Raw genomic sequence first — 26,211 nt, forward strand, 5'->3', positions numbered from 1 at the left:
ACGCAAAGGTATAGCGATCATCGCGGTGAGCGATTGCGAACAAATGCTTCTACAGGGGCTTGTGCGCAATAATTGATCAATGGACGCCATCGATCACGCAATTCTGGCGCATCTGCGCCGGGACTCCAGTCTGACCAACACCGAGCTGGCCGATCTCGTCGGCCTGACTCCATCGCCGTGTCTGCGGCGCGTGAAGAAGCTCGAGGCGGACGGAATCATCACCGGCTACCGCGCGGTCGTCAGTCAAGAAGCGCTCGATCGTGGTTTCCAGGTGATCGTCACGGCCGAAATCGGGGTGAACGACCAGGCCACCATCGAGCAGTTCGAATCGCGCGTGGCTGCGTTTGACGAGGTGATCGAATGTCGGCGCCTGTTCGGGATCCCCGACTACTTCATCCGCGTCGCCGTACGCGACCTTGCCACCTACGAGCGGTTCATGGTGACGAAACTCGGGGGACTCCCGGCGGTGTCGCGCGTCACCTCGCTGATCACGATGAAGACGATCAAGAGCGTCGACTGATCGGTTCCCGTCACCGGGTCCGCCTAGGGTGAGGGCAACGACCCGTCGAGAAGAGAAGGTGCACCATGGCCGTCGCTACCGCACAGCACGTGTCGCGTGAGGAGTTGCTCGACTTCGTCCGTCCCCGGCACCGGAGCGTGCTGATCACCCGCAAGAGGTCCGGGGGCCTGCAGATTTCCCCGGTCACGTCGGGACTCGACGCGGAGGGACGGATCGTCGTCTCCACCTACCCGCAGCGCGCCAAGGCCGCGAACGTGCGGCACGACCCCGCGGTGAGCGTGTGCGTGCTCTCCGACGAGTTCAACGGTGCCTACGTGCAGATCGACGGCACGGCCGAGGTACTGGACATGCCCGATGCACTCGAGCCTCTGGTCGAGTACTTCCGCGGAATCTCCGGCGAGCATCCCGACTGGAACGATTACCGCGACGCCATGCGGAAGCAGAACAAAAGTCTCATCCGGATCACCATCGACGAGTGGGGACCCATCGCGACCGGTGGCTTCCCACCGGACACCGATCGCGGATAGGTCCCCGTCACCTACTCGACGGCACCCGCCGAGCGCAGGCGCTCGATGCCCGCCGCGTCATAGCCGGCCTGCGCGAGAATCGCATCGGTGTCCTGCCCGGGTCGCGGCGCAGGCCGGGGAACGGGCGCCGGGGTGCGGCTGAAGCGCGGTGCCGGTGCGGGCTGGCGGATGCCACCCACTTCGACGAACGTCTCCCGTTCCTTGTTGTGGGGGTGTTCGTGTGCTTCCCACGGCGAGAGGACGGGCGCCACGCACGCGTCGGATTCGGCGAACAGTGCCGCCCATTCGTCCCGAGGTCGGGTCGCGAACACCTCGGCGAGGCGCTTCTTCAGTTCCGGCGCCGCATCGAGGTCGTACTGCAACGGCAGTTCCTCGCCGCTCAATCCGAGCACGTCGAGGAGTTCACCGTAGAAGTGCGGTTCGACGCACCCGACCGCCACGTGCAGACCGTCGGCACACTCGTAGGTGTCGTAGAACGCGGCGGCCCCGTCGAGGACGTTCCGCCCGCGGCCCTCCTGCCACAGCCCGGCGGCGTTCATGCCGTGGACGAACGCCGTCAGCAGCGCCGCCCCGTCGACCATCGACGCGTCCACCTCCTGTCCGCGGCCCGACCGGGAACGCTCGTGCAGCGCGGCCAGGATCCCCATCGTCAACATCAGGCCGCCACCGCCGAAGTCGCCCAACAGGTTCAGCGGCGGCACCGGCCGCTCGCCGGCGCGCCCGATGGGTTCGAGCGCGCCCGCGAGCGCGATGTAGTTGATGTCGTGCCCGGCCCGCGCCGCGAGGGGGCCGTCCTGACCCCAGCCGGTCATGCGCCCGTAGATCAGGCCGGGGTTGCGGGACAGACAGTCGTCGGGGCCGATGCCCAGCCGTTCCGCGACGCCGGGACGGAAACCCTCGACGAGGATATCGGCTGACTCGACAAGTGCCAGAACGGCTTCCAGCCCCTCCGCAGTGCGCAGGTTCACGGCGATCGATCGTCGCCCGCGGTCGAGTACACCCGAGGGTGCCATCAGCCCGCTGCCGCCGTCACCGGCCCGTTCGACGCGGATCACGTCCGCGCCCAGGTCGGCGAGGATCATGCAGCCGAACGGGGCGGGCGCGAGGCTCGCGATCTCGACGACGGTCAGCCCGCTCAGCGGCCCGCCGGTCACGACACCCCCTGCGCGTCGCGGGGCAGTCCGAGCATGCGTTCCCCGATCACGTTGAGCTGCACCTCGGTCGTGCCACCGTAGATGGTGGTGGCCCGGCCGGCGATCAACTGCTCCATCGCCTTGTCGCTCGGCTCACCCGGAATGCTCACGGCACCGGCCGGTCCCAGTTCGGCGACGACGAACTCGGCGATCGCCTGCCCGAGGCCCATGCCGAGTAACTTGCCGACACTCGACGTGGTGCTCACGTCCGCCCCCGACAACTGCTTCAGCACAATCCGGGAGCCGATCAGATCGATGGCCTGGCTTTCGGCGACCAGTTCGCCGACGCGGTACCGCGCCAACGGTCCGAGGTTGCGCCCGCGGGCGAATTCGAGCAGGTCCTTGTCGGTGGCGTAGGCCTCCATCTTCTGGCTGAGTGCCACCCGCTCGCCCGCGAGGGTCGTACGGGCCACGTTCCAGCCGTCGTTCACGTTCCCGACCACGTGTTCGTCCGGGATGAACACGTCGTCGAGGAACACCTCGTTGAACAGCGCCGACCCGGTCATCTCGCGCAGCGGCCGGACGGTAACCCCCGGTGTCGACATGTCCAGGACGAAGTAGGTGATGCCCTCGTGTTTCGGCTTCGACGGGTCGGTGCGGGCGATCAGCATGGCCCAGTCGGAGAACTGTGCCACGGTGGTCCAGATCTTCTGGCCGGTCACCTTCCAGCCGCCGTCGACCTTCTCCGCCTTCGTGGTCAGCGACGCGAGGTCGGAGCCGGCCCCCGGTTCGCTGAACAGCTGACACCACACCACATCTCCGCGCAAGGTGGGGACAGCGAGATCCTGCTTCTGCGACTCGGTGCCGTGGGCGACGACGGCCTGCACCGCCCAGCCGCCCATCAGCAGCTGCGGCATCGGAATTCCGGCCGCCTTGATCTCCTGGGCGATCACTATCTGCTCGAGCGGAGACGCGCTGCGGCCGTACGGCTTCGGCAGGTGCGGCTGCACCCAGCCGCCGTCGCCGAGGGCAATCAACTGGTCGTCCTCGTCGAGGTCGACGAGCGGGGCGAGTTCCGCCCGTACCTGCGTCCGAATCGTCTCGGCCTCGTCCGGCAGTCCAAGTTCGGAGGAGCGGGCGGTGCCGGCGAGCGACTGTTCGGCGACGCGGGTAGCCCGCTCCTCGCGGGTACCGAGGAGCCCCCGGATGGCCAGCGCCCGCCGGTAATACAGGTGCGCGTCATGTTCCCAGGTGAATCCGATGCCGCCGTGGACTTGAATGCAGTCCTGAGCGCACTGCACCGCGGCATCGGGAACGATGACGGCGGCGATATCCGCGGCGAAATCTGCGGTGTCGTCGCCGTTGTCGAGGGCGGACGCGGCATCCCACAACACGGCGCGGGCCTTCTCCAGGGCGATCCCCATGTGGGCGCACTTGTGCTTGACGCCCTGGAACTGTCCGATGGGACGCCCGAATTGCACTCGGGTCTTCGCGTATTCGGCCGCAGTGGAGACACACCACGACATCACGCCGATCGCTTCGGCGCCCAGCACGACGGCGGTGATCGATCGGACGCGTCGTTCACTCAGTCCGTCGAGGATCCGATCGGCGCCGACGTGAACGCCGTCTGCCGTGATTCTTGCCGAGCCTCGCAGTACGTCGATGCTGTCCTGCGCGGTGACGGTGACGTCTGCCGACTCGACGACGGCCCAGCGCACGTCGTTGCCGACGGTGATCGGCAGGAGCAGGATGTCGGCGTGCTCGCCGCCGAGAACGGCGTCTGCGCTTCCCGCGATCCGGTAACCGCCGTCGTGCGCCTGCGCGTGGAGCGCGGTGCCCAAGGCGACCGCGGCGGTGCGTGATCCATCGAGAAGGGCAGGAATCAGCTCGATTCCGACCTTGGAATCCGCGGCTGCGACGAGGGCGGCGGACAGTGCGGTCGGAACGAATGGGCCGGGGGCCACCGTGCGGCTGAGCGCCTCCAGCGCGACGGCCAGGGTGAGCAGCCCGGCGCCGTGGCCGCCCTTGTCCTCGGGGATGTGTAGGCCCAGCAGGTCCTGGCCGACGAGTGCGTCCCAGAACGGCGGGAACTTGTCCTCACCTTTCGACTCGACCGCGGCACGCACCTGCTCGGACGTGATGGCGCGTTCGGCGAAGGCCCGAACGGAATCGGCGAGGGCACGATGTTCCTCGGTGAGCCCGAGGCCCAGTTCATACGTATTCTTGGCCATGTTCGAACCCTTCAGCCGAGCCGGTCGGCGAGGTCGGCGACGGTCCACGGGCCGTCGCTCTCGATGGTCTTCACGTCGTGCCAGCCGGCCAGTTCGGAGATGGCTCCGCCCTGCACCGCGAACACTTTGCCCGTGATCTTGCAGTCCGCATCCGCGAGCCGGGCGACGAGCGGGGAGATGTTGGCCGGACTGAATGCGTCGAACTCACCTTCCGGCACCTCTTCGGCGAACAATGCGCCCATACCGGGAGTGGCCAGCGTCAGCCGGGTGCGGGCGATCGGCGCGATCGCGTTGACCCGGACGCCGTACCGTTCGAGCTCGTCCGCGGCGACCAGGGTGAGTGCGGCGATACCCGCCTTCGCGGCGCCGTAGTTGCCCTGCCCGGCGTTGGGCATGAACGTGCCGGACGCGGACGCGGTGTTGATCACGGAGGCGTTCACCGCCTCGCCCGCCTTGGTCTGCGCTTTCCAGTACGCCGCTGCATGATGCAGCGTCGCGGCATGTCCCTTGAGGTGCACGGCTATGACGGCGTCCCATTGGCTTTCGGACATTCCCGCGATGAAGGCGTCGCGCAGGATGCCCGCGTTGTTCACGAGGACGTCGAGCCGACCGAACTCCCTGACCGCCTGATTGACGAGCGCTTCGGCACCGTCCCAGGACGCCACGTTGTCGGTGTTCGCCACGGCTTTACCGCCGCAGGAGACGATCTCGTCGACCACCTGCTGAGCCGGGCCCGCGTCCTCGCCGGTGCCGTCGTTCGCGCCACCGAGGTCGTTGACGACCACGGCGGCCCCCTCCCGGGCGAAGAGCAGTGCGTGCTCCCGCCCGATCCCGCGCCCGGCGCCGGTGACGATGGCTACCCGTCCGTCGAGTGTTCCCATGCGTACGTACTCCTAAGACTCGGTGTCCGCGATGACGGCGAGGCCGTCCTTGATGACGAGTTCGTCGCCGACGGTCGTCTCGTAGGCGTACGACGTTGTCCCGCCCGTGGAATCGGCGACCCGCCGGAATTGCGTGGTGATGTCCTGGCCGGGCAGGACTGGCTTGGCGAACCGCACCGCGAGCCTGCGGAGGCGTTCGACCCGGCCGTCGGCAAGTTCGGTGAGCGCCGCCCACGAGGTGAACGCCATGGTGCACAGACCGTGGTTGATGATTCCGGGGAGCCCGGACATCCGCGCGATCTCGTCGTCCAGGTGGATCGGCATCGGATCACCGGAGGCAGGCGAGTACCGGAACGTTTGGTCGTCGTCGATGTGCTGGGTGATCGACGCTACCGGCGCCTGCCCGCGAAGGGATTCGTCGAACCGGTGTGCAGGTGCCTGCGCGCCGAGCCCTGCTCCCGCGTCGACCTTCCGGAAGAATGCGGTCATCCACTGCTCGTTGACGAGTTCGCCGTGCTCTGTGCGGGTTTCGACGTACACGACGACGGTGGAACCGTTCGTCCGCCCCTCGAATCCGATCGGCTTCGCGCGGACCACCAGGTTGTCACCGGGGCGGATCGGACGGTGGAAGGAGAAATCCTGTTCCCCGTGCACGAGCTTCATGAGCAGTTCGACCGGGGCGACGGACAGTGCGGCCGGCGCCATCGAGGTGAACGCCGGCACCACGGCAAACACCGGTGGTGCGACCTCTCCGGCGAGGTGGCGTTCGATGGGATCGTTGGTGGCCGCGGCGTACTCGGCGATGCGCTCGGCAGTAACCTCGAACCGCTCCGGATCCGTCCACTCGCCGAGACCACTCGTGTCGAATTCGACTGTGGGGGTGGTCATATGGATCAGCCCACCATGTCGGCGAACCCGGCCAGGGACGCCTCCAGATCCGCCTTGGCGTTCTTGGCGACGGCCTTCCCGATGGGGCCGACGATCATCGTGCCGGTGAAGCTGGCGTCGATGATCGCCTTGGATCCGGCGCCGTCCGGCTCGACCTTCAGCGTGAATTCGACGGTGACACCCGCCATGCCGGTGCCGGAGATCTTCACCATTTCGGGCACCTGCACCTCGGTGACGGTCCACTCGATCTTGTTGGCCATGCCCATCACGGAGACCACCTCGGTGAACTTCGATCCGAGCGCCACCTCGGCGGGGACCTCGCTCTTCCACGACTGGTGGATCGTGAGCCACTCTTCCCAGCGGGACAGGTTGGACAGCTCGTCCCACACCTTGTCGGGGGAGGCGGGAAGCGCAGCGGAGACGGAAACGGAAGCCATGAGTTACTCCTAGGTGTGTTCGAGGTGGGTGGGAAAGATGTCAGAGAGCGCGGTACGCGGTGACGACTACTGCGCCCCCGAGGCCGATGTTGTGCTGGAGGGCGACGCTCGCGCCGTCTACCTGCCGTGCGTCTGCGGTTCCCCTGAGCTGCCAGGTGAGTTCGCTGCATTGGGCGAGTCCGGTGGCGCCCAGTGGGTGTCCCTTGGAAATCAGACCGCCGGACGGGTTGACCACCCAGCGTCCGCCATACGTGGTGTCGTCGTTGTCGACGAGTTTGCCGCCCTCGCCCTCGGCACAGAGACCGAGCGCCTCGTAGGTGAGCAATTCGTTGGTGGAGAAGCAGTCGTGCAGTTCGATGACGTCGATGTCTTCGGGACCGATCCCGGACTGCTCGTAGACGCGAGCGGCGGCTGTGCGGGTCATGTCTGCACCGACCAGGCTGATCGCACTCCTGTCCTCGAACGTGCTGGGGAGATCGGTCACCATCGATTGCCCGACGATCTCGACTGCCTGACCGGCAAGGTCGTGCTTCTCGACGAAGTCTTCACTGGCCACGATCACGGCGCCGGAGCCGTCGGACGTCGGGGAGCATTGCAACTTGGTGAGGGGACCGTAGATCTGCTTGGAATCGAGGATCTGGTCGAGTGTGTACTCGTCCTGGAACTGGGCGTAGGGGTTGTTCTGTGAGTGGCGGTGGTTCTTGACGCCGATTCTGGCGAACTGTTCCGCGGTAGTGCCGTATCGCTCCATGTGCTCCTTACCGGCTGCACCGAACATGTACGGCGCGGGCGGCATCGCGAACTCCTGCAGTTCCGCGAGCGCGAGGAGGTGGCGCATCATCGGCTGTTCGCGATCGTCGTACGTGGACCCGAGCGAACCGGCCTGCATCTTCTCGAAGCCGAGTGCCAGTGCGCAGTCGACCTGGCCGCTCCGGACCGCCGACGTGGCGAGGAACAGGGCGGTCGACCCCGTCGAACAGTTGTTGTTGACGTTGATGATCGGGATGCCGGTGAGGCCGAGTTCGTAGACGGCGCGCTGCCCCGACGTCGACTCGCCGTACACATACCCCACGTACGCCTGCTCGACCAGCGGATAGTCGATTCCGGCATCGGCCAGCGCCTTGCCGCCGGCCTCCCGCGCCATGTCCGGATAGTCCCATTCGCGTGCGCCGGGCTTCTCGAACTTTGTCATCCCGACTCCGACCACGAACACCCTGTTACCCATTGCGGCTCCTGAGAAATGTGTGTGTGACACGCTGTCCACCAAAAGTATGTGAGACGTGCTGTCCAGTCAACTACGTGGTGAGTAACGTATGGCGGATGCCGGACAAAGTCGACACCGCCACCTCGCCCACCGGGGACGGTCGCGCCACCCGCTGGGAGGATCACAAGGCGGAACGCCGAAGCCGGATTCTCGATGCCGCGATGGAGGCCATCAACGAGGACGGCCCCGACGTCGGGGTGCAGCAGATCGCGCAACGCGCCGACGTCCCACGATCGGTGGTCTACCGCATCTTCACCGACCGGGGCGACCTCGACGAGCAGCTCCGCGGACGCATCATCGAACGTCTGATGGCAGACCTCGCGCCGACGCTGACCCCGGAGGGGACGGTAGGTGAAGCCATCGCGCGGGCCGTGGAGACGTACCTGGCGTGGATCGTCGAATTCCCCCGTCTGCACCAATTCCTCGGCACCGGGTCGCCGAGCAGGCGCACTACCGGTTCGCGTGTCGTGACCGGGACGAAGACTGCCATCGCACTCCAGCTCGCCGGCCTGCTGGCGGCCGTGCTGGAGAAGGTGGCAGACAACGCAGATCTTGCGGAGCCGCTGGCCTTCGGATTGGTGGGACTGGTGGATGCGAGCGTCAACCGATGGCTGAGCAATCCGCAGTCGACACTGGGCAGTGACGCGGTGGCGCAGTTCCTCGAGGTCTCGATCTGGCAGGTGCTGCAGGGAAATTTGCAGGGCATCGGCGTCCACATCGACCTCACCACCCCCGTATCCGAACTGCAGTAGCACGGGGGATCGTCGGGCTACGATGGTCTGCATGTTCTCCGGGCGAGGTTCACGGAACGACCGCTAGCGTCCGAGAAGCTTGTGACGCGCTTGGTCCGACCGACCCCGGAAGCGACGGTGTCCAGCGGCCCGCCGCCACAGTCGACGGCGGTGGGAGACATCGTCGGGCGATTCGCGGCAGCGTGGGAGTCGTCCGGCTCCGCTCCGGACCTCACCGATTACCTGCCCGCCGATCCGGCGCTGCGCAGGGTGTCGCTGATCGAGTTGATCAAGGTCGACCTGGAAAAGCGGTGGCTCCGCGGCGACCACCCGAAGCGGCTGGCCGAGTACCGCGACGAGCTTCCCGAGCTCGGCAGGTGGCCGTTACCGCCAGACTTGATCTACGAGGAATTCCATCTACGCCGGCGGAGCGGTCAGCCGGTCGACGCCTCGGAATACACGCGGACGTTCCCGGCGCAGGCCGACGAACTCGAAAAATTGCTGAGCACCGGCGAGTACCACAGCACCTCGATTCACCACCTCGAACACACCTCCGCGGCGCCGCCGCCGAGGAGTACGGAACTCGGCGATCTCGACGTCGGGCAGCGGGTCGACGACTTCGACTTGATGACGGTCCTGGGGCGGGGAGCGTTTGCCCGGGTCTTCCTCGCCCGTCAGCGGTCGATGCAACGACTGGTCGCGGTGAAGATTTCCGAGGACCACGGAACCGAGCCGCAAACCCTCGCCCAGTTCGATCACGACTACATCGTCCGGGTCTTCGATCAGCGCCTCCTCGCGGATCGAATGCTGCGATTGCTGTACATGCAGTATGTGCCGGGTGGCACGTTGCTCGGGGTGGTCGCGCGAGTGCGCGAGACGGCGCCCGGCCTGCGTACCGGACTTCTGCTGCTGGAGGCAGTCGATCGGGAGTTGGTCAGCAAGGGCGAGATACGGCCCAGTGAATCCCGGGTACGTGAGGAAGTCGCAGGCCTGTCGTGGCCGGAGACCGTGGCGTGGCTCGGCCGCCGATTGGCCGAGGCCCTCGACTACGCCGGCACACACGGTGTTCTACACCGCGACATCAAGCCCGCCAACGTGCTGCTGACGGCAGAGGGCGTCCCCAAGCTGGCCGATTTCAACATCAGCTTCAGCGAGACCCTTCCCGGAACCAGTCCGGTCGCGTACTTCGGTGGTTCACTCGCGTACATGTCGCCGGAGCAGCTCGAGGCGATCCACCCGGATCGGCCGGGGACCGCGGCAGACCTCGACACCCGAAGCGATTTGTACTCGCTTGCCGTCGTGCTGTGGGAACTGCTCACCGGAAGAAAACCTTTCGACGACACACCGTCCGGTGACACCGACGCGGAACCGGCAACGCACCCGCCCGGAGATCGCACCACCCTCGACGCGATGCTCGAACGACGCCGCGGCCGTCACGAACCCGCGATCGCGGACCTGCCGGCCGACTGCCCGAGCGCGCTGCGGCGAGTGCTGCTGAAGTCGCTCGAGCCCGAGCCGGCGGATCGGTTCTCCACCGGCGCCGAAATGTCGCAACAGTTCGACGTGTGTCTCGATGCCCACGCCCGCGATCTCGTCGATCCACCACCGGGAAGTTGGCGGTTGCGGATGCGACGGTGGACGCACCCGATCATGTTCCTCGCCATCGCCGTACCGAATCTCCTGGCAATTCTGTACAGCTATCAACACAACACCACGCTGATCATCAGTAAGCTACCGCCCGCCGCGCAGAACAGTTTCGAGCGCATCACCCGAATCGACTACGTCACGGCATTTGTGATCGGGGTGGTGGGCACGGTCTCGATGACGCTGTATCTGACCACGGTGGCCGGTGGGCTGCGGAAGGGAAAGGCGTATGACGGCGGCCACCTCGCCCGCGCCCGCAAAGACACCCTGCTGCTCGGACAGCGATGCGCCCTACTGTGTCTCGGACTGTGGGCGGTGACCGGCATCATCGTCCCGGCCACGCTGCAGATCAGTGGAAGTGAGGTGCCGTGGAACACGGTCGTCCACTTCACGGCCGCGCAACTGGTCTGCGGCGCCATCGCCGTTGTCTATCCGTTCTTCTTCGTCAACTTCTATGCCGTCCGCTGCCTGTACCCGGTCTTCCTGCCGCACGGGGAGATCAGTACTGCCGACGCCCGCATGCTGCACCGGCTGGGTCGGCGCAGCATGTTCTTCCTGGCCGCGGCCGCCGCGGTGCCGTTGCTCGGTGTCGCGGGTGCAACGTTCATTCCCCCGGAAGACCTACCGCACGTGGTGGTCGCGCTACGTGTGCTGTGCGTCGGAAGTGTCTTCGCGTTCGTCGCGGCGTACTGGCTGTTCCGCCTGCTGACAGAAGACTTACACGCACTTTCCCGCGTGGTGTCGGGCGTACCTCGGCATGAGTGAGCGTCCGTAGGAGCGCGGATGATCCGACGCGAGAGGGTGCGGGGCCGAGCGCCCCGCACCCTCTCGTCTTCCGAATCAGACGCTCGCTGCGGCAAACCCGGCGTCGAGGTCGGCGAGGATGTCGTCGATCCCTTCGATGCCCACGGCCAGGCGGACCAGCCCGGGCGTGACCCCGGCGGCGAGCTGCTCCTCCGGAGTCAACTGCGAATGGGTGGTGGACGCGGGATGGATCACCAGGGAGCGCACGTCACCGATGTTGGCGACATGGCTGTGCAGGGTCAGCGCATTGACGAATTTCTTACCGGCGTCGACGCCCCCGGCGAGTTCGAACGTCACGATGGCGCCGGCTCCCTTGGGGGTCAGCTGCTGTGCGCGCTCGTGCCAGGGTGAAGACGCGAGACCGGCGTAGGCCACCGTCGTCACCTCGCTGCGGGCTTCGAGGTATTCGGCGACCTTCTGGGCGTTGGCCACATGCCGTTCGAGACGCAGGCTCAGCGTTTCGATGCCCTGAGCGATGAGGAACGCGTTGAACGGGGCCACCGCGGAACCGAGGTCGCGCAGCAACTGCACGCGCGCCTTCAGTGCAAATGCGGGAGCACCCAGATCGGCGAAGACGACCCCGTGGTAACTGGGGTCGGGGGTGGTGAAGTTCGGGTGCCTGCCCTGGGTCCAGTCGAAGGTGCCGCCGTCGACGATCACACCGGCGATCGCCGTGCCGTGCCCGCCGAGGTACTTGGTGGCCGAATGCACCACGATGTCGGCTCCGTGCTTCAACGGCTGGAGCAGGTACGGTGTGGCCACCGTGTTGTCGACGATCAGGGGAAGGCCGTTGTCGTGCGCGACCTTCGAGATCCCGGGCAGATCGAGGATGTGATTCTTGGGGTTGGCGATGGTCTCGCCGTAGAACGCCCTGGTGTTCGGCCGGACGGCCGACGCCCACTGCTCGAGGTCGTCGGGATTCTCGACGAACGACACCTCGATGCCCAGCTTGGGCAACGTGTAGTGGAAGAGGTTGTAGGTGCCGCCGTAGAGGTATGGGCTGGAGACGATGTGGTCGCCGGCCTCGGCGAGGTTGAGGATCGCGAAGGTCTCCGCCGCCTGTCCGGACGAGAGCAGCAGCGCGGCGACGCCCCCCTCGAGTGCGGCGATGCGCTGCTCGACGGCGTCCTGGGTGGGGTTCATGATGCGGGTGTAGATGTTTCCCGGCTCGGCCAGACCGAACAGTGCGGCAGCATGATCGGTGTTGTCGAAGGTGTACGAGGTGGTCTGGTAGATCGGCAGTGCCCGCGCCTTCGTGGTGGCGTCGGACGTCTGCCCGGCGTGGATCTGCTTTGTCTCGAACGACCAGTTGATGCTGGGGTCGATGTTCTCGGTCACGAGTGATGTACTCCGAATTCGGTGAGGTGGAAGTGGTGAATCAGTTTTCGCTGGTAAGTGTTTCGACCACGGTGTGGACCGGGGTCTGGTTGCGGGTGAGGTCGAGGACGGGGCAGTGTGCATCCACCGCTTCCTGCAGCTCGCGGTAGCGCTCCCGCGAGTCGGGGCCGGTCAGTGTCACGACGACGCGCACTTCGCCGAACCCGGCACGGACCGACTCGTCGAAGCCGAAGAACCCGCGCACGTCGAGATCTCCCTCGGCCCGGGCGGAGATGTCGTCCACTCGGATTCCGAGCTTGTCGGCCCAGAAGCGGTAGGTCACCACCTGGCAGGACAGCAGCGACGCGAGGTAGTACTCGACAGGGTTGGCGGCGGCGTTGTCACCACCGAGCGCGGGCGGTTCGTCCACCTCGACGCGGTACTTGCCGAGAGTGACAGTGCTGGCCACAGCGTCGTGCGCCTGGGCGGACGCGCGGAAGACGACCTGGGCGTTGGCGGGATTCTGGGAAACGGCGTCGGAGGTGGCGGCGATGACGGACGACAGGTGTGACAGTGACGCGGTATCGGTGGCAGACATGGCGATCCTTCGAACGGAGGGTGTACGGGATTGGCCCGGCGGAGGGAAAACGTCACGCCGGGATGAGTCCGATCAGAGACTCGGACACCCTGAGGTACACACCAATGCGAAATCGACATGGCGGCGCCGCGTCAGCAGCTCGCCGGAATCGATCGCGCGGAAGTCGGTCACGGAACAGACTGTAACCGGAAGACACGCATTCCGACTAGTCCTATAGGAAATGCGCTCAACGGGTGGGCAGCGCACGGCACAGCGCGTCGAGTGTGGCGGTGAAGCGCGCGGACGACGGTGTGCTGTAGCCGACGACGAGACCGTCCGGCCGATCGTCTTCGGCATCCGGATGGCGGAACGTGCGCAGACCGATGACGGCCAGACCCAGCGCCTCGGCGCGTGCCCTCGTGGCCTCCTCCGTTCCTGCTGGAAGTTCGAGTACGACGTGCAATCCGGCCGCGATGCCGGCGACGTGCACGTGCGGTGCGCGGGCGGCGAGGGTGGCAACCAGGGTGTCGCGGCGTCGGCGGTACAGGGTGCGCATCCGACGGACGTGCCGATCGAGCCCGCCGCACCCGATGAATTCGGCGAGGGTGAGCTGTTCTGTAGCGCTGACCCACCTTTCGTAGTCGCCCTTGACCGCGAGCACATCGTCGATCAGCCGATCGGGGAGCACCATCCAGCCCACGCGCACCGCGGGAGACAGGCTTTTGCTCACGGTGCCGAGATACACCACGTGTTCGGGCGCCAGACCTTGGAGCGCACCGACGGGCTGTCGGTCGTAGCGGAATTCGCCGTCGTAATCGTCTTCGATCACCACCGCGCCGGTACTGCTCGCCCAGTCCACGAAAGCGGTTCTCCGACTGGGGTGAAGCGGGCCACCGGTCGGGAACTGGTGCGCCGGCGTGACGAGTGCCGCGGTGAGAGAGTGGCCTGTCACATCGGGCGGGTGCGCGCCCCGATCGTCGAGTTCCAACGGAACGGTGGCCACCCCGGCATCACCGAGGAGTGCGCGGTGCAGATGTAGCCCGTAACTCTCCACTCCGATCGGGCCGCCGAGAGCACGGGCGAGCAGCCACAATCCGTGTCCGGAACTCGCGCTCACCACAACCGACTCCGGGTCGGCGCGGACGCCTCGCGTGCGGGTGACGTATTCGGCTACGGCGCGGCGTAATTCGATCCGTCCCCGTGGGTCGCCGGGGCCGAACGCGTCATGGGGTGCCGCCGTCAGGGCGCGTCGTGCCGCGGTTGTCCAGGCGGTTCGCGGGAACTCTGCGACATCGGGGGAGCCGGGCATCAGACTCATCGGTGGTGGAGGCGGGACGCCCCGACGCATGCGGGGGGTTTGCTGCGGCTCCCGGGCGCGGTCCGCCACCCGGGTGCCCGAACCCTGGCGTGCGGTGAGCCAGCCTTCGGCGACGAGCTCGGCGTACGCGCCTGCCACCGTGTTGCGTGCGAGACCGAGGTCGGCCGCCAGGGTGCGCGACGGTGGCAGGACGGTGCCGGGTAGGAGTCGGCCCGAACGGATGGCCGTGCGCAGCGCCGCGACCAGGTCGGCGCGTGGCGTGGTCGACGGAGTGCCGGAGGAGGACGCCATGTCGAGGTGGAGATCCCGTCCCACGCCCGAATTGGCCCAGCTTTCCATGACCGGATTGAACCACGAATCTGGGCTACTGGCCGCATAGTCTTGTCGTATGACCACAACGGAACGTAAGACGCGGGTCGACATCGCGAAGAAGGCGCCCGCCGTATACAAGGCAATGATCGCCCTCGACGCCGCGGCTCGTCAGGGACTCGACCCCGAGCTGGTCGAGCTGGTACTCACCCGGTGTTCCCAGATCAACCACTGCGCGTGGTGCATCGACATGCACACTGCCGACGCCAGGAAGATCGGGGTGAGTGAACAGAAGCTGTTTCTCCTCAACGCCTGGGAGGAGGCGCACGGCCTGTACACCGAGAAGGAGCGGGCGGCGTTCGCCTTGGCCGAGTCGATCACGGTGTTGACCGACGGATTCGTCCCTGACTCGGTGTATGAACAGGCCGAGGAGCATTTCGACGAGGCCGAGCTGGCTCAGCTCATCTCCCTGATTCTCACGATCAATGCCTGGAATCGGATCGCTGTGAGCACGAGGAAGACGCCGAAGGTGCGCTGACTTCGGCGGCGGCGTGGTCAGGCGTTCTGCGCGGTGAGGGCGTCGATGGCTGCCTGCAGCTTGGTGGTGGCCTCGTCTGCGACCTCGCAGAGGCCCTGCTCCTCGGCCACGGACACCATCAGCGCCGGATTCATCGCGTCGATGATGATCGTGTTCTCGGCGGACGTATCGGCGCGCACCACCACGTTGCAGGGCAGGAGCAAGCCGATCTGCCGGTTCACGTCGACCGCGCGGTGCGCGAGCGGCGGATTACAGGCTCCGAGGATCAAATAGTCCTCCATATCCTCACCGAGCTTCGCCTTCAGGGTGGCTTTCATATCGATCTCGGTGAGCACTCCGAAGCCCTGCTCGGCCAGAGCCTGGCGGGTGCGCTCGACGGCGTCATCGAACGAGGTGTGCAAAGTCGTCGACAGTGCGAGCTTCATGATGGTGCTCCCTCGGGGCTGCTTTCCTCTCCCACGATACCCCGCGCGGTCGGCGAAGCATATGGTGCGCGAGGTGCCGTGAGACGTTGTGGGCGGAGCGAACGTCCGGCCTCGGCCGGAGGGCAGGACGACAGGGTCCCGATGTATATGCCTGTTGTCCAGTTGTTTTCGTTGTGTTCGCACGAAACCTTCAGTGTCGGTGACACATGCCACAGGATGACATCCGATTCGGGCGTTTCGCCCGGTCGTCACCGTAAGGTGTCGACATGTCGATCCTCGAGAATGAGAAAGCGCCCCCATCCGCTGCCGTCCCCGGACCGACCCTCGGTGAGAGGTTGCGACGCAACGCCCGGTACGACGTGCCGGCCTCGCTCGTCGTCTTCCTCGTAGCCCTGCCGCTGTCGCTCGGAATCGCCATCGCATCCGATGCCCCGGTCATGGCTGGCCTCATCGCCGCGATCGTCGGCGGCGTGGTGGCCGGGTCGATCGGCGGATCACCCCTTCAGGTCAGCGGTCCGGCGGCCGGATTGACCGTCGTAGTAGCAGAATTGGTGGGCACCTTCGGTTGGCGCGCCACCTGTGCCATCACCGTCGCGGCCGGATTCCTGCAGATCATCTTCGGGCTCAGTCGAATTGCGCGAGCTGCCTTGGCGATCGCCCCCGTCGTGGTCCATGCAATGCTGGCCGGGATCGGAATCACCATCGCGTTTCAGCAGATTCACGTTCTACTCGGAGGTGGATCACACAGCTCGACGTGGGCCAACATCACGCAGCTTCCGTCTCAGCTCGCATCCGCACGATACGGCGAGGTTCTCATCGGATCGGCCGTGATCGCCATCCTGTTGCTGTGGAAGAGGGTGCCACCCAAGTTCGGCATGCTCCCCGGACCGCTCGTCGCGGTAGCGGTGGCCACCCTTGCCTCACTGGTTCTTCCGCTCGACGTCGATCGAATCACGTTGGACGGCTCGCTGTTCGACGCGCTGTCGCTACCTGCGATGCCGCAAGGCCCATGGCTGGCGGTGGCAACCGGTGTGCTCACGGTGGCGCTGATCGCCAGCGTCGAGAGCCTGCTCTCCGCAGTCGCGGTGGACAAGATGCACGGCGGCGAAAGAACCGAATTCAACCGGGAACTCGTCGGCCAGGGATCGGCCAACATGGTCTCGGGGCTGATCGGCGGACTGCCGGTCACCGGTGTGATCGTGCGGAGTTCCACCAACGTCGGGGCGGGTGCCCGAACCCGGGCGTCCGCGGTACTGCACGGAGTGTGGATTCTCGTCTTCGCCGCGCTGCTGACCGCGCTGGTCCAGCAGATCCCGATGGCAGCGCTCGCCGGACTGCTCATCGTGATCGGTATCCAGCTCGTCAAGCTCGCCGACCTGCGCACGGCCCGGCGCACCGGCGACCTCTGGGTGTACGGGGTCACCGTGGCGGGTGTCGTCTTCCTCAACCTGCTCGAGGGAGTGCTCCTCGGCCTGGCTCTCGCCGTGATCCTGCTGCTGTGGCGGGTCATCCACCCGAGGATGCGTGCCGAGCCCATCGGTGGTTCCGAATCCGAGGGCTCCGGCCGGTGGCGCGTGACCGTCGAGGGGTCATGCAGCTTCCTGTCCATGCCCGCATTGACCGGGCTGCTCGCGAAGGTGCCCGACGGTGCGCACGTCACCGTGGAACTGGCTGTCGACTTTCTGGACCACGCCATGTTCGAGGCGATCGACGAGTGGAAGCGGCACCATGAGCGGTCGGGTGGAATTGTGGTGATCGACGCTCTCGGCACCGTCGACATGGACTCCGTCGGTGACGCGCCTCCACAGCGCGGGGTCGGAGTGGCGAGCGCCCGGAGGTTTGCCCCCTGGAAAAGCTGGCAGCCGCGGCACTCTCGGGCAGACGACTCCACGCCGGCCGCCCTGCGCCCACTGCTGGCGGGAGTGGCCGAATACCACCGGCGCAACGCCGCGCACCTACAGTCGCACCTCGACGACCTGAAGGACGGCCAGAGCCCCGATTCGCTGTTCCTCACCTGTTCCGATTCCCGCATCGTGCCCAACGTGATCACCAGCAGCGGTCCGGGCGATCTCTTCACGGTGCGAAATGTCGGCAATCTCGTCCCGGTGGGCCGACAGGACGTGTCGGTCGAAGCCGGGCTGACGTTCGCATTGGAGGAACTGAACGTCAGCTCCGTCATCGTGTGCGGCCACTCGGGGTGCGGCGCCATGAAAGCCGTACTCGGGCAGGGAGGACAGCGAGACGATCACTCCCTCACCGAGCAGGGGCCCGTCGAGCAGTGGCTGACGTTCGCGCAGCCGAGTCACAAGGCGTTCCTCAGTGGTCATCCGGTGGCACGTGCGGCTGAGGAGCTCGGCTTCGACGAAGTGGACCGGTTGGGAATGGTCAACGTCGCGGTACAGCTACAGACCCTGCAGCGGCATCCGGTGGTCGGCGCAGCAGCGGCCGAGGGACGAGTGCGCGTGGCGGGAATGTTCTTCGACATCCCTTCGGCACGCGTACTCGAAATCACCTCGACCGGTGTGTCCTATCTGGACACTGCGCCCAGCTGACTCAGAGCAGATGGACCTTCTTGTACAGCCGCTTGGACGGGCCGCCGACGAGGCCGACGCTGTCGAGGAACTGCATCAGCTTGGAACCGGACGTGCGGACGGTGTCCTTGTAGTGCTGGTTCCGCTTGGCCTCGGCGATGGCGCGCTCCGGATCGAGGCCGGCATTCGAGTACACCTCTTTGCGGATCATGCTCTTCATGACGAAGTAGACGACGACGGCCGTGTTGAGGCGCTCCAGCTGCAGTCGTGCCCAGCTGGCGCCCTCGATGCGTCGTCCGACTTCCTCACGGGCGAAGCGGATGTGCCGGGCTTCCTCGAGGACGTGGATCTTGCTCACCGTCCGAGTGACGGGCTGGACCCGCTCGTCCTTCATGAAGTCGCGCTGCATCATGTCGAGAATCTCCTCGGCGGCCATCACGCTGGCGTACGCATTGGCGCCCTTGAAGAAGCCACCCCAGATACGTCCGAGCTTGTGGATCACGGGGTGCGGGCCGTAACTCGGCATGTCGAGGCGTTCGCCGGCGCGGGCGAACATCACCGAGTGGCGGCACTCGTCGGCCACCTCGGTGAGAGCGAACTGGACGTGCCGGGAGTGCTTGTCGCGCCCGTACACGTCGCGGAGCAGCATCTGCATCAACAGGATCTCGAACCACAACCCGACGCTCGAGACGCTCGCCGCCTCGTGCTTGGTGAGCTCGATTTTCTGCGCGTCGGTCATCTCGTCCCACAGCGCGGTGCCGTACAGGGTGCTCCACTCGGGCGTGAGCCCGAACTTGTCGTCGGGAATGGGTGCTTCCCAGTCGACCTCCACCATCGGGTCGTAGGACTTGCGGGCCGAGGACGCCAGCAGGCGCTGAGCGGTCTCTTCGCGGTCGGAGACGACAATCGATGCGGTCATGACTACCCCTTGATCAGTGGCCGGTGCGGTCAATTAAGTGTGACAGCGTGTTACTGATACTGAACGATACAATGACAAGGGTCACAAGGGCAACGTTCATTCAGTCGATGTCGGCCGTCCTCTCGGCGGCGTCCCGCTCGGCCGCATCGACGCGAACCGACGGGTGTCGGCGACCGGGCGCCCACACTCCGAGTAGGACCGCGGAGGCGAACAACACTCCGGCCAAGACGACGGAGGCCTCGTCCATTCCCTTCAGGAATGCGTCGCGCGCGAACGTCGCCAGCTGCTCGCCCTGTGGGCCCGCCATGTCGGCGACGTGCAGCGCGGCAGCCAGTGAGCCGGAGACCGGTTCCTTCGCTTGTTCGGGAAGTGCGTCGACCGCCGGCTGGACGTTCCGGCTGTAGCCGGTGGCGAGGATGCTGCCGGCCAGGGCCACTCCGATGGCCGACCCGATCTCGCGGGCGGCGTCGTTGACGGCAGAGGCGACGCCCTGCTTGGCGTCGGGAGTGTTCTGGACGATCGCGGCGGTGGCAGGTGCGGTGCACAGCCCGATGCCCAAGGCCGCGACGATGAGGGGGAAGGACACCTCCAGATAACTCGAATCCGCATCCAAGCGAACCAGCAGGAAGATTCCCGCGCCGAGGATGGCGGTGCCGGCCGCCAGGAGTGGCCGGAGGCCGACGTGCGGGACGACCAGCGGCATGACGGCGGACATCATGACGACCGGCACCGCAATGGGAGCGAGCGCCAGCGCGGACTGCAGGGGCGAGTACTCCAACACCAACTGCAGGTACTGGATCGCCAGGAAGAAGAGCCCGAGGGAGGCGAGAAACTGCAGGAGCAGTGACATCGACCCCGACCCGAAGGCGCGATTGCCGAACAACCGCACGTCGAGAAGGGGATGTTCTCGGCGGAGTTCCACCCAGGCGAAAGCGCCCGCGGCGACGAGGCCGCCGACGAGCAGAACCAGGACGACAGGATCCAGCCAGCCCCGATGCGGGGCCTCGATGGTGCCGAAGACGAACATGCCGACGGCGGTCACGATCAAAGCGGTGCCGGGCAGGTCGAGCGGAGCGTGGCTCGCGTCCCTGGACGAGGAGATGGTGAAGCTGACCAGCAGGATGAGCCCGGACACCACCGCCAAGCTGACGAAAATCGCCATCCACGACCACTTCTCGAGCAGCGCCCCCGACACCAGCATTCCGGCGATGGCACCCGAACCGGCCACGCCGGACCAGATGCCCACCGCCCGCCCGCGCTGCGACGTCGGAAAACCCGCTGTGAGCAACGACAGAGTCGCGGGCATCACGAAGGCCGCCCCCACTCCCGCGGCCACTCGCGATCCGATGATCCACTCGGGCGCGTCGTTGATGAGCGGCACCGCGGTGGCGACGCCGAAAACGAGCAGGCCCAGCATGAGGAGTTCACGGCGGCCGTACCGATCCCCGAGCGCGCCTGCGGGCAGGAGCAGGGCCGCAAGCGTCAGGGTGTAGCCGTCGACGATCCAGGTGAGCTGACTTTGGGTGGCCCCGGTGTCGCGTGCCAGGTCCGGCAATGCCGTGTTCAGCGCCGCCATCGCTGCGACGACGAGCGCGACCGCGCAGCAGGAAACCGTCAGCATCCATATCTGCCGGAACGTCCATCCAGTCGTGTCCGGTTGGTCGGCCTGTGCCTGTGGTGCCTCGTTGCGAGGATGCACGGTGGTCCTCCCGGTAGGAAATGAGACTGTCAGTATCGTTGGTAGACTGTCAGTTCACAAGTGGTGACCACGGCGAGAACGGCGGCGCAGATGACCGAGCAGGATCCCCGCAAGCAGCGTTCCCGCGCGAGGCTTCTCGACGCGGCGACGACCTTGCTCGCCAAGGGCGGTACGGAAGCCGTCACCATCGATGCCGTGACCGCACTGGCGAAGGTGGCGCGCGCCACGCTGTACCGGCATTTCGGCAACGGCACAGAGTTGGTGGCCGCTGCATTCGGACGACTCATCCCACCCGCGCCGACCGTGTCCGAGGAGGGCGATCTCCGGGACCAGCTGGTCGAGTTGATGGTCAGTCAGGCCACCCTGATCGAGAGCGCGCCGATGCACGTCACCGCGATGTGCTGGCTGGGAATGGGCCCGGCGCTGGAGGACTATTCCAGTGCGGCGGCGCTGGAGTCGGACAAGCCGGAACTGCGCACGCTGAGGCAGACGATCGTGGAACAGTACCGCGCGGCGTTCGACCGGATCTTCGGGACACCGGAGGCCGCCGAGCAGCTCGGTGAGTTCGACTACGACCTCGCGCTCGCGCAACTGGTCGGCCCACTCGTCTTCACTCGCCTCGCCACGCTGACCCCGCTGGGCCGGGAGGCCTGCGAACGGATCGTCGACGACTTTCTGGCCGCGCGGGCCGCGCAGATCGAGACCGCGCGGGCCGCGCAGATCGCGTTGCGGCCGTCGCCGGTGATTGCCGAGGTTCCGCCAGCTCAGGCTCTGTGACGTCGACAGTTCGGGACCGCGTCGTTACCGTGGCACCTGCGCCCGGCACTCAATTGCCGGTCGTGTCGACAAGATGATGTGGGAAGGGCTTTCTCGATGATCACTGAAGCACTCAACTGGATCCTCGGTGCGTGGGGCGGGGTAGCCGCAGGAAGCAGTGGATACTCCATTCCGCCGGGAACCCTGCCCTTCGGAAGCTGACACCAGCGGATTAGCCCTCGCGGTCTCGTCGCAGCACGTACTGCTCGAGCCGTCGTATGCCCCGGACCCGTCGTGGTCGTAGCTGCTTGAGATAGCAGCCGGGGGTGTCGGCCAGTGCGCCGGCGAGCTCGTCGTCGATCAGCACCGTGCCGGGACGTGCCGAACTTGTCAGTCTCGCCGCGGTGTTGACGACGGACCCGTAGAGATCCCCGAATCGTACGAGAGCCGGTCCCATCGCGAGGCCCACCCGGAGATTCGGGTCGCCCTCGTCGGGGAGTACCTGTTCCTGAAGAGTGAAGGCGATGGCGGCGGCGTCGGCTGGCGACTCGACCGCGAACATCACCTCGTCGCCCACGGTTTTCACCACCCAGCCGTGGTGTCCGCTGATCACGGACGCCGAAGCCGACTCGAACCGTTCCAGCAGGTCGGCGAGATCCCGCGCGCCCAATTGGCGGGTGAGCGAGGTGTACCCGACGATATCCGCGAAGCCGACGACCAAAGTGCGGCTAGCCACTTCCTCGCCCGGGTTGCCGACGTTGCGGCCCGTCGTCGATGCGATGTGCCGTCGCCATACGTAAGCCTGCAGCGACTCGACCGCGGGGAGGATGTCGGCGGTCAGTTCGCGCACCTGCCGCCGGATCGCTTCCGGGTCACTATCGGTTGAGCCGGCGAGCTGTTCGATGATGTGGGTGCTGATCAGCGACACCTGCCACTCGGCCAGCCTGGACATCGATTGGCCGAGCGCACGGGCAGCCGCCACTTCACGGTCCGGCGAGATGATCCCTCGATCGACGAGAGACGCGATGGTGCGCAGGGCTTCGATGTCTCCCTGGGTGAACATCACCCCGTGTGGGTCGGTGTCCACTGCGTAACCCATGGACACCCACAGTCGGTCCGCACGTTCGACCGACACTCCCGCGAACTCGGCGATCTCCAGCCGGGTGTATCGCCGAGGGCCACCGAGCAGCGACTCCTCCAGGTCGGCCTGGATGTCGCGGAGCAGGCTCGGCTCGACCTCCGGAACCGTCGCCGTCTCGTCGTCATTGGTGTCCGCGACCACTGCTGTCCTCTCGCGTGCGCATGCCTTGCCTTCGATCTGCCCTCAATCTGCCATTGTGCGGGCCCGCCCGGTGCGGAAACGTCGGTGGTGTGTGCGAGAGTTGCTGGGCTCACGAGCCCGTTCGCGAGATCACCCCAGAAAGGACAGCGCCATGCCGCCCCGTAGACGTTCCGGTGCAGCCGCCACACCGGATCACCTGACAGCGGAGAATCTCGAGACCCTCGCTGCCGCGATCGCGGAGGGCAGACGCGCCACCGTGTATCTGCGCGAGGCGATGCCGAGTCTTCGTCTCGAAGCAGGCGCGTCGGCGAGAGCTCTTTCGGTGCAGGGTAATACGGTAATGATTCGGCCCAAGGGTGTCGACGACGAGCTTCCCTTCGAAGCGGAAGAGCTCATGATGAAACGCCTTCCGGCACCGAAGACCGCAGCCGCGACCGCACCCGCAAAGCCCGCTGTCCACCAGGAGATCGAGCCCGGTCCGCCCGCCGCCAAGGCTCCGGCGCCGAGCACTGTGTCGGCGCCCGAGCCCGTCGCTGCCGCACCGAAACCCGCCGCGACGCCCGCGAAACGGACCACGAAGAAAGCCCCCGCCGGCGTGAGCGTCACCATCCACGCCGGCGCGGACAACGACTGGAGTGTCACCGTCGCGCACGGCGCCAAACGCCCGGGTAAGGCCGTCCCCGTCTCGCCGGAGGCCGTGGAGCGCGCCGTGCGCGAACTTGGTGAGGATACGGCGATCGAGGCCGTCGAGTCGATCATCGTTGCGGCGCGCAACCTCGCCGCGGCGCGGGTCGAGGAGCTGAGCAGGCAACTCGAGGACGCCCGGAAGGCGCTGGAGGCGCTCGGCGCCGGCGAGTGAGCTGTGGCGCTCGGCGCCGGTAAGTGAGCTGGCGGTCGCGATTCTCCGTCGCATTCCCCCACGCGCGCAATGGGCGGGGTGGGATTCTTATGGGGAGACACGCGGCCGTCGGGGCTCATTTTCCGGGAAGGTTCGAACAATGTTGAAACGATTCGCGGCGGTTGTTGCAGCCACGGTGGGAATTCTGGGTTTTCTTGGCAGTGGTATCGCGACGGCCGCGCCTCCGGCGGTCCTCGGGGGTGGGTCGGGGATCGTGATGAATGACGAGTTGGTGTGCACGCTCACCACCATCGGGAATGACAGTGGCGGTCGCCTGGTCGGTTTGACGGCGGGCCATTGTGGTGATGTCGGTTCCACCGTGGTGTCCGAAGCTGCGTTGGACACCGGAGTGGTGGGCAGGTTCGTGGTGTCGAACCCGGCGCTCGACTACGCGGTGATCCAGTTCGATCGGGCGAAGGTGGTGCCGGTCAACCGGGTCGGCAATGTCACCATCACCCAGATCGGTGCCCCGGCCAGCTTCCCGCAGGTCGCATGCAAGGAAGGGCGAACCACCGGCAACACCTGCGGAATCGTGTACGGCGACCTGATGCAAACGCAGGAGACGTGGTCGCAGACGTGTGTGGTGGAGGGCGATTCCGGTGCACCGATGGTCGTCGGTACCACCCTCGTTGCCATGGTTAATGCGTATCTGGCTGCCCCGTGCATCGGCCCGGAGATCGGAACCAACATGTCGGTGATCGTCGGCGACATGAATGCGAGCGGCGGTCCGGGCGCAGGCTTCCGGCCCATTTAGGCGCCTTCGGCGCTCGTGCGCCTTTCTGGTAGTGGGAGCAACCAAAAAGGCGCACGGGCGCGGAGCGCCTACCCGCAGACAGCGCCGCCGGAAGCGGAGCCGACCAGCTTGGTGTACTTGGCCAGAACGCCACGGGTATAGCGCGGCGGGAGCGGCTCCCACCCGTTCTTCCGGGCGGTGAGCTCGTCCTCGTCGACGAGCAGATCGAGGGTTCCGGTGCCCACGTCGAGTCGAATCTGATCGCCATCGCGCACGAAGGCGATGGGCCCCGCGTCGACTGCCTCGGGTGCGACGTGGCCGACGCACAGGCCGGTGGTGCCGCCGGAGAAGCGGCCGTCGGTGAGGAGCAGCACGTCCTTTCCGAGGCCCGCGCCCTTGATTGCGGCGGTGATGGCCAGCATCTCCCGCATCCCGGGACCGCCCTTGGGTCCCTCATAGCGGATGACGACCACGTCACCGCTGGTGATGGTGCCGTCCTCGAGGGCGTCCATGGCGGCCCGCTCGCGGTCGAAGACGCGGGCGGTGCCGGTGAACACGTCGGAGTCGAAACCCGCCGACTTCACCACGGCACCCCCGGGTGCGAGCGAACCCTTCAGGATCGTGATGCCACCGGTCGGGTGGATGGGTGAATTCATCGCGCGGAGCACCTTGCCGTCCGGGTCCGGAGGCGCGATGTCCGCGAGGTTCTCCGCCATGGTCTTGCCGGTGACCGTCAGGCAGTCGCCGTGAAGAAGTCCGGCGTCGAGGAGCGCCTTCATGACGACGGGAACACCGCCGATGTGGTCGACATCCGTCATGACGTGCGAGCCGAAGGGTTTGACATCCGCCAGGTGCGGGACACGTGCTCCGACCCGACTGAAGTCGTCGAGGGTCAGATCGACCCCGGCTTCGTGAGCGATGGCGAGAAGGTGCAGGACGGCGTTGGTGGATCCACCGAACGCCATGACGACGGCGATCGCGTTCTCGAATGCCTCTTTGGTGAGGATGTCGCTGGTGGTGATGCCCCGGCGAAGCAGTTCGACCACCGCTTCGCCGCTGCGCCGGGCGAATCCGTCCCGACGGCGGTCGGTCGCCGGGGGAGCGGCGCTGCCGGGAAGGGACATACCCAGTGCTTCGGCGGCACTGGCCATGGTGTTGGCGGTATACATTCCGCCGCAGGCACCTTCGCCGGGACAGATGGCGCGCTCGATGGTGTCGACATCCTCACGACTCATCAGTCCGCGGGAGCAGGCGCCGACCGCTTCGAACGCGTCGATGATGGTGACTTGTCTCTCGCTGCCGTCGGACAGTTTCGCGATACCGGGCAGGATGGAGCCGGCGTAGAGGAAGACGCTGGCCAGGTCGAGCCGGGCGGCGGCCATCAGCATCCCGGGCAGCGATTTGTCGCACCCGGCGAGAAGGACCGAACCGTCGAGGCGCTCGGCCTGCATCACCGTTTCGACGCTGTCGGCGATCACCTCACGCGACACCAAGGAGAAGTGCATGCCTTCGTGTCCCATGGAGATCCCGTCGGAGACGGAGATGGTGCCGAACTCGAGCGGGTATCCACCGCCGGAATGAACCCCGTCCTTCACCGACTTCGCGAGGCGGTCGAGCGAGAGGTTGCAGGGGGTGATTTCGTTCCACGACGATGCGACGCCGATCTGCGATTTCCCCCAGTCGTCGTCGCCCATGCCCACCGCGCGGAGCATTCCGCGGGCTGCGGTCTTCTCCAGTCCGTCGGTGACGTCGCGGCTGCGGGGTTTCGGATCCGAGATTGTCATGAGTCACAGCCTAGGCGCGCGCCGACAGCCCGGTCGCCCGAATCCCGTGGCAGGCCGGAGCCACC

General features: G+C 66.4%; 23 protein-coding genes. 9 read left to right on the top strand and 14 right to left on the bottom strand.

Features of this window, described 5'->3' with window-relative positions:
* Positions 1-79: 79 nt before the first annotated feature.
* Positions 80-520 (top strand): Lrp/AsnC family transcriptional regulator, encoded by a 441-nt coding sequence (locus tag L1080_RS31300; protein ID WP_109333515.1) that lies wholly within the window; start codon positions 80-82, stop codon positions 518-520.
* A gap of 65 nt (positions 521-585) precedes the next feature.
* Positions 586-1,047 (top strand): PPOX class F420-dependent oxidoreductase, encoded by a 462-nt coding sequence (locus L1080_RS31305; RefSeq protein WP_159923922.1) that lies wholly within the window; start codon positions 586-588, stop codon positions 1,045-1,047.
* 11 nt (positions 1,048-1,058) lie between these two features.
* Here the strand turns inward: L1080_RS31305 and L1080_RS31310 are convergent, their stop codons facing one another.
* Genes L1080_RS31310 through L1080_RS31335 form a run of 6 tightly spaced genes read right to left on the bottom strand, consistent with a single transcriptional unit; the run spans position 1,059 to position 7,842 of the window.
* Positions 1,059-2,201: a CaiB/BaiF CoA transferase family protein gene (locus tag L1080_RS31310; RefSeq protein ID WP_250769560.1), complete on the bottom strand. Its 1,143-nt coding sequence runs from the start codon at positions 2,199-2,201 to the stop codon at positions 1,059-1,061.
* Positions 2,198-4,411, bottom strand: coding sequence for an acyl-CoA dehydrogenase (locus L1080_RS31315; RefSeq protein WP_250769557.1), 2,214 nt, complete (start codon positions 4,409-4,411; stop codon positions 2,198-2,200). Before L1080_RS31315 ends, L1080_RS31310 begins: the two co-directional genes overlap by 4 nt.
* 11 nt (positions 4,412-4,422) lie before the next feature.
* Positions 4,423-5,292 (bottom strand): SDR family oxidoreductase, encoded by an 870-nt coding sequence (locus tag L1080_RS31320; RefSeq protein WP_159923928.1) that lies wholly within the window; start codon positions 5,290-5,292, stop codon positions 4,423-4,425.
* A gap of 12 nt (positions 5,293-5,304) precedes the next feature.
* Positions 5,305-6,180 carry a MaoC/PaaZ C-terminal domain-containing protein gene (locus L1080_RS31325; protein ID WP_159923930.1) on the bottom strand — a complete coding sequence of 292 codons (876 nt, stop codon included), beginning with the start codon at positions 6,178-6,180 and terminating at the stop codon, positions 5,305-5,307.
* Positions 6,181-6,185: 5 nt separating this feature from the next.
* Positions 6,186-6,617 (bottom strand): type II toxin-antitoxin system Rv0910 family toxin, encoded by a 432-nt coding sequence (locus L1080_RS31330; protein ID WP_109333505.1) that lies wholly within the window; start codon positions 6,615-6,617, stop codon positions 6,186-6,188.
* Between the two features lie 40 nt (positions 6,618-6,657).
* Positions 6,658-7,842 carry a lipid-transfer protein gene (locus L1080_RS31335; protein WP_159923932.1) on the bottom strand — a complete coding sequence of 395 codons (1,185 nt, stop codon included), beginning with the start codon at positions 7,840-7,842 and terminating at the stop codon, positions 6,658-6,660.
* Positions 7,843-7,937: 95 nt separating this feature from the next.
* Between L1080_RS31335 and L1080_RS31340 the strand changes: the two genes are divergently transcribed.
* Positions 7,938-8,633: a TetR/AcrR family transcriptional regulator gene (locus L1080_RS31340; protein ID WP_250769554.1), complete on the top strand. Its 696-nt coding sequence runs from the start codon at positions 7,938-7,940 to the stop codon at positions 8,631-8,633.
* A 90-nt stretch (positions 8,634-8,723) separates the two neighbouring features.
* Positions 8,724-11,021, top strand: coding sequence for a serine/threonine-protein kinase (locus tag L1080_RS31345; protein WP_284707784.1), 2,298 nt, complete (start codon positions 8,724-8,726; stop codon positions 11,019-11,021).
* A 75-nt stretch (positions 11,022-11,096) separates the two neighbouring features.
* Here L1080_RS31345 and L1080_RS31350 read toward each other — a convergent pair whose 3' ends face one another.
* From L1080_RS31350 to pdxR, 3 genes are all read right to left on the bottom strand, one after another.
* Positions 11,097-12,398 carry a bifunctional o-acetylhomoserine/o-acetylserine sulfhydrylase gene (locus L1080_RS31350; RefSeq protein ID WP_159923936.1) on the bottom strand — a complete coding sequence of 434 codons (1,302 nt, stop codon included), beginning with the start codon at positions 12,396-12,398 and terminating at the stop codon, positions 11,097-11,099.
* Positions 12,399-12,438: 40 nt separating this feature from the next.
* Positions 12,439-12,975 carry an OsmC family protein gene (locus L1080_RS31355; protein WP_159923938.1) on the bottom strand — a complete coding sequence of 179 codons (537 nt, stop codon included), beginning with the start codon at positions 12,973-12,975 and terminating at the stop codon, positions 12,439-12,441.
* A 226-nt stretch (positions 12,976-13,201) separates the two neighbouring features.
* Complete coding sequence (gene pdxR / locus L1080_RS31360; protein ID WP_250769551.1) at positions 13,202-14,611, bottom strand: MocR-like pyridoxine biosynthesis transcription factor PdxR; 1,410 nt, start codon at positions 14,609-14,611, stop codon at positions 13,202-13,204.
* Positions 14,612-14,660: 49 nt separating this feature from the next.
* Here pdxR and L1080_RS31365 point away from each other — a divergent pair, with 49 nt between their 5' ends.
* Positions 14,661-15,119, top strand: coding sequence for a carboxymuconolactone decarboxylase family protein (locus L1080_RS31365; protein WP_213576296.1), 459 nt, complete (start codon positions 14,661-14,663; stop codon positions 15,117-15,119).
* Positions 15,120-15,136: 17 nt separating this feature from the next.
* Here the strand turns inward: L1080_RS31365 and L1080_RS31370 are convergent, their stop codons facing one another.
* Complete coding sequence (locus L1080_RS31370) at positions 15,137-15,544, bottom strand: DUF302 domain-containing protein (RefSeq protein WP_109333491.1); 408 nt, start codon at positions 15,542-15,544, stop codon at positions 15,137-15,139.
* A gap of 266 nt (positions 15,545-15,810) precedes the next feature.
* Between L1080_RS31370 and L1080_RS31375 the strand changes: the two genes are divergently transcribed.
* Positions 15,811-18,096, top strand: coding sequence for a SulP family inorganic anion transporter (locus L1080_RS31375; protein ID WP_250769548.1), 2,286 nt, complete (start codon positions 15,811-15,813; stop codon positions 18,094-18,096).
* 1 nt (position 18,097) lies between these two features.
* On the opposite strand, the gene L1080_RS31380 is transcribed toward L1080_RS31375, so the two are convergent.
* Entirely contained in the window at positions 18,098-18,994 is an 897-nt protein-coding gene (locus tag L1080_RS31380) for an AurF N-oxygenase family protein (protein ID WP_109333487.1), read from the bottom strand.
* Positions 18,995-19,094: 100 nt separating this feature from the next.
* A complete protein-coding gene (locus L1080_RS31385; protein WP_250770094.1) occupies positions 19,095-20,615 on the bottom strand; it encodes an MFS transporter in 1,521 nt (506 codons plus the stop codon).
* A gap of 168 nt (positions 20,616-20,783) precedes the next feature.
* On the opposite strand from L1080_RS31385, the gene L1080_RS31390 reads away from it, so the two are divergent.
* Entirely contained in the window at positions 20,784-21,470 is a 687-nt protein-coding gene (locus tag L1080_RS31390) for a TetR/AcrR family transcriptional regulator (RefSeq protein WP_250769545.1), read from the top strand.
* A gap of 211 nt (positions 21,471-21,681) precedes the next feature.
* On the opposite strand, the gene L1080_RS31395 is transcribed toward L1080_RS31390, so the two are convergent.
* Positions 21,682-22,731: an adenylate/guanylate cyclase domain-containing protein gene (locus tag L1080_RS31395; RefSeq protein WP_250769542.1), complete on the bottom strand. Its 1,050-nt coding sequence runs from the start codon at positions 22,729-22,731 to the stop codon at positions 21,682-21,684.
* A gap of 151 nt (positions 22,732-22,882) precedes the next feature.
* On the opposite strand from L1080_RS31395, the gene L1080_RS31400 reads away from it, so the two are divergent.
* Positions 22,883-23,590, top strand: coding sequence for a DUF6319 family protein (locus L1080_RS31400; protein ID WP_250769539.1), 708 nt, complete (start codon positions 22,883-22,885; stop codon positions 23,588-23,590).
* A gap of 139 nt (positions 23,591-23,729) precedes the next feature.
* Positions 23,730-24,383, top strand: coding sequence for a S1 family peptidase (locus tag L1080_RS31405; RefSeq protein WP_250769536.1), 654 nt, complete (start codon positions 23,730-23,732; stop codon positions 24,381-24,383).
* Positions 24,384-24,451: 68 nt separating this feature from the next.
* On the opposite strand, the gene ilvD is transcribed toward L1080_RS31405, so the two are convergent.
* Positions 24,452-26,146: a dihydroxy-acid dehydratase gene (gene ilvD, locus L1080_RS31410; RefSeq protein WP_250769533.1), complete on the bottom strand. Its 1,695-nt coding sequence runs from the start codon at positions 26,144-26,146 to the stop codon at positions 24,452-24,454.
* Positions 26,147-26,211: the final 65 nt, after the last annotated feature.

The sequence above is a fragment of the Rhodococcus sp. MSC1_016 genome, from assembly GCF_023667485.2.
Lineage (GTDB): Bacteria > Actinomycetota > Actinomycetes > Mycobacteriales > Mycobacteriaceae > Rhodococcus_F > Rhodococcus_F oxybenzonivorans.

Coding starts and splice junctions, on each gene's coding strand:
- L1080_RS31300 (WP_109333515.1), top strand. CDS start 80: ATGGACGCCATCGATCACGCAATTCTGGCGCATCTGCGCCGGGACTCC.
- L1080_RS31305 (WP_159923922.1), top strand. CDS start 586: ATGGCCGTCGCTACCGCACAGCACGTGTCGCGTGAGGAGTTGCTCGAC.
- L1080_RS31315 (WP_250769557.1), bottom strand. CDS start 4,411: ATGGCCAAGAATACGTATGAACTGGGCCTCGGGCTCACCGAGGAACAT.
- L1080_RS31320 (WP_159923928.1), bottom strand. CDS start 5,292: ATGGGAACACTCGACGGACGGGTAGCCATCGTCACCGGCGCCGGGCGC.
- L1080_RS31325 (WP_159923930.1), bottom strand. CDS start 6,180: ATGACCACCCCCACAGTCGAATTCGACACGAGTGGTCTCGGCGAGTGG.
- L1080_RS31330 (WP_109333505.1), bottom strand. CDS start 6,617: ATGGCTTCCGTTTCCGTCTCCGCTGCGCTTCCCGCCTCCCCCGACAAG.
- L1080_RS31335 (WP_159923932.1), bottom strand. CDS start 7,842: ATGGGTAACAGGGTGTTCGTGGTCGGAGTCGGGATGACAAAGTTCGAG.
- L1080_RS31340 (WP_250769554.1), top strand. CDS start 7,938: ATGCCGGACAAAGTCGACACCGCCACCTCGCCCACCGGGGACGGTCGC.
- L1080_RS31355 (WP_159923938.1), bottom strand. CDS start 12,975: ATGTCTGCCACCGATACCGCGTCACTGTCACACCTGTCGTCCGTCATC.
- pdxR (WP_250769551.1), bottom strand. CDS start 14,611: ATGGAAAGCTGGGCCAATTCGGGCGTGGGACGGGATCTCCACCTCGAC.
- L1080_RS31365 (WP_213576296.1), top strand. CDS start 14,661: ATGACCACAACGGAACGTAAGACGCGGGTCGACATCGCGAAGAAGGCG.
- L1080_RS31370 (WP_109333491.1), bottom strand. CDS start 15,544: ATGAAGCTCGCACTGTCGACGACTTTGCACACCTCGTTCGATGACGCC.
- L1080_RS31375 (WP_250769548.1), top strand. CDS start 15,811: ATGTCGATCCTCGAGAATGAGAAAGCGCCCCCATCCGCTGCCGTCCCC.
- L1080_RS31380 (WP_109333487.1), bottom strand. CDS start 18,994: ATGACCGCATCGATTGTCGTCTCCGACCGCGAAGAGACCGCTCAGCGC.
- L1080_RS31385 (WP_250770094.1), bottom strand. CDS start 20,615: ATGCTGACGGTTTCCTGCTGCGCGGTCGCGCTCGTCGTCGCAGCGATG.
- L1080_RS31390 (WP_250769545.1), top strand. CDS start 20,784: ATGACCGAGCAGGATCCCCGCAAGCAGCGTTCCCGCGCGAGGCTTCTC.
- L1080_RS31400 (WP_250769539.1), top strand. CDS start 22,883: ATGCCGCCCCGTAGACGTTCCGGTGCAGCCGCCACACCGGATCACCTG.
- L1080_RS31405 (WP_250769536.1), top strand. CDS start 23,730: ATGTTGAAACGATTCGCGGCGGTTGTTGCAGCCACGGTGGGAATTCTG.
- ilvD (WP_250769533.1), bottom strand. CDS start 26,146: ATGACAATCTCGGATCCGAAACCCCGCAGCCGCGACGTCACCGACGGA.